This window comes from Prevotella sp. ne3005 (assembly GCF_900110085.1).
GTDB lineage: Bacteria > Bacteroidota > Bacteroidia > Bacteroidales > Bacteroidaceae > Prevotella.
The window spans coordinates 1-2,738 of record NZ_FOCK01000019.1 but is presented as its reverse complement, the minus strand read 5'-3'; the positions used below and the strand labels follow the sequence as shown (position 1 = coordinate 2,738).

At 38.6% G+C, this 2,738-nt stretch carries 3 protein-coding genes; all 3 read right to left on the bottom strand.

Translation table 11 applies throughout. The annotated features are described in order from the left end of the window. Positions 1 to 400: protein kinase (locus BMY16_RS15230; RefSeq protein ID WP_170836145.1), on the bottom strand; the 400-nt coding region annotated here is incomplete at its 3' end. Positions 401 to 402: 2 nt separating this feature from the next. Then, on the bottom strand, positions 403 to 1,092 hold the full coding sequence (locus BMY16_RS15225) for an FHA domain-containing protein (RefSeq protein ID WP_091844207.1): 690 nt from the start codon (positions 1,090 to 1,092) through the stop codon (positions 403 to 405). 107 nt (positions 1,093 to 1,199) lie between these two features. Continuing rightward, complete coding sequence (locus BMY16_RS15220) at positions 1,200 to 2,396, bottom strand: lipocalin-like domain-containing protein (protein WP_091844205.1); 1,197 nt, start codon at positions 2,394 to 2,396, stop codon at positions 1,200 to 1,202. Positions 2,397 to 2,738: the final 342 nt, after the last annotated feature.

Sequence of the window (2,738 nt, the reverse complement as noted above, 5' to 3'; positions counted from 1 at the left end):
ATAATTCCTGGGCAAATTCTATCTCGTTTCCATATTTGTCGGTTGTTTTGCCATTGAGTAGGTCGAAGAGCATGACACCTTGCAACAACTCACTGACCACATGGTATCTTTTTGTGCCATTGCCGTCAATCACTTCAATGAATCCAAACATCTCCACAAGATTCTCATTGTGGATCTGTATGGAAGCCTCACGTCTTGCACGTTCAATAGCATGCACGGGAAGGTCCTCAAACAGGAACTTGATTGCAACATCCTGTCTGACCCCATTCTTTTCATTGACCATCACCCCCCGAAGCACTTGCCCCATTCCCCCTTCGCCAAGAGAAGGTTGCTGAGGGTCTACTTCATAGTGGATTTTTCGGTTCTTTTCTTCCTTTCCTTGAATAAAAATCAAAGACATTATTACATAAATTTAGTACCACCAGGTTTGTTTGGCTGACCACCATTGAGATCAACTGTACCTGTGTCAACGTTTCTATTATCTGAATTGTATGGATTAAAACGTCCCTGGGTGTTGTCGCCTCCAGAAAAGTCGCTAAAGAATGTATCATCTTCCTCAATTGCCGCGAAGTCTTCTGCTACTGACAAACCATAATCTTCGGCATCGATTAGAATAAGTAGTAACTTATAACTTGTGCCTATAGTGATAATGTCGTGCAACTTACATGTATGGTTGTCATAGTCAAGTTCCTCTTCGTTTAAGTACATACCATTTTTTGACCCTACATCGCGTATGCTGGCAATCAGTTTCTTTGTTGACTTCATTTGTTTGATACTTATTGTAGCATGATGCTCCGAAACAGAACGCTCCTTTAGTACGATGTCACAATCCGCAGATCGGCCGATTGTGTTTGTCCCCAAATGGAGCGGCCAATATTCACCAATTCCTTTACGTGAAATAGAATACAGAAAGCCAACCACTGGAGAATTGTCTTTTTGATCAAACTTATTTTCAACTACACCAGGAGCATTGTCATGCATACCAGGTACATACGTTTCGTCTGCATTATTAGCAAACGACCTGCCAGTAGGCCGGGCATAAGGATTATTGTCCCTAATAGCTCCCTTAACAAAAGTATCATCTTGTTTCATGTCGTGATATTGTTTATAGATTATTTAAATAATTAGCAAATATTTAATAGATGGTGCAAAATTACGATTTTTTTTTTATTTGACCAAATAATCTCAAGGAAAAAAGCTTATTTCCATTTTATTTGGTATTGTTTAATGACACTATCTTGCACTTTTTCTAAATATGCAATAACGCGCCACATAGATACTTTCATACTATTATCTTTCAATTCTATTATTTCATATTCAAAAGATGGACCAGATTGCCCTCCGTCTTTTTTGTGGAGTATAAATTTATCTTCAGAAGTGGTCCACGTGCCTCTTGTTACAAACGGTATGCCATCTTCCTCCTCTACATGGATGTAAGTACCATCAGCCTTTAATTGCAAGTAGTCTAATCCTGCTGTACTTACTGATTCTCCCCAACCTTCAATGCGTGTTGTCTTCCATGTACCGATGAGGGGATTGTCTGAAATAATAGGAGTACCACTTTCGTTAACCTCAACAATTTCTACAAACTCATCCCACCCCTCTGCAGATCGATAGCGAGTTTTAGTACCCATTGGAATATATAGTCTCGCTTTTCTTGATAATCCTTGAAAACTATTTCTATGAGCTTTTGGAGGATACGGTGTACTGACGGTTACGCTTTCCAGCTGTGCCATATTAGCAAATGCTTTTTCGCCAATGGAATCTATATTATTTGGTAAAATGATTTTTTTCAAAGATGTCATGCCTTCATTCTTTGGAATTCCTGTGAGACTGTGTTTCCTCGACGTCCCCCAATAGAAAAAAGCTCCCGTCGGTATCTTGTTCGCATAAAAAGTGTCGTAAATACCTTCGTTGGTGCCATCCTCTCCGATATAGGCATCAATTACCACATCTTTTAAGTCAATAACCTGAATTCTGTTGCAATACCATTTTATGTAATCGAAGTCCCTGGCATCAATTCGTCCAGAGAGTTTCATCTCTAGCACATTTTTTGCTTTTGTTTCTGATAAGACAGTAGAGAGCATACCTGCTTGGGATAGATATGCCGCAAACATGTCTTTACTAGAATGGTTGGAATACTCAATAGATTCAATCTCATTCATCTCAATCTCTTGCCTTGAGCCATTCTTATATGTAATAGTCATTGTTTGTGCTGATGAATTAAGAAGTATTTCTTTATCATCACCAACCGCATTCATGTTTTTCTTGTATAATTTGGCATCTATAGATGTCTTTGGGGTACCCGACATCAGAGACGTCGCTTCCTGTGCTTTTAGTTGCAAAGAAAATGCCATCAATGTCAAAAGCGCTATTTTTAAGCTAATTACCTTCATATTAATTCGTGTTAGTGGTTATTTTCTGCAAAATTAGACATTTTTTTTGTAATATCCAAATTTTATGTTAGGAAATCGTTGAAATCATAGTCGATCTGATCGATGACGAGCCGTAAGGTAGGTTCAATTGCAATATTTCAAATCTTTCTTTCGTCATGATACTGTAGTTGTGTGCACTATTGCGGATGCAAAGGTACCGCTCGGCTTTGCCGCTTCGCTATTCGAAGAACGAAACTACAACTGTACAACGTATATTTCATTGAATTAGTTATTTGATAAAACGAGAATTGGGCCCGAAACGGACCCAACTCAATATATGTCTTTTATCATAACTGGCCATCG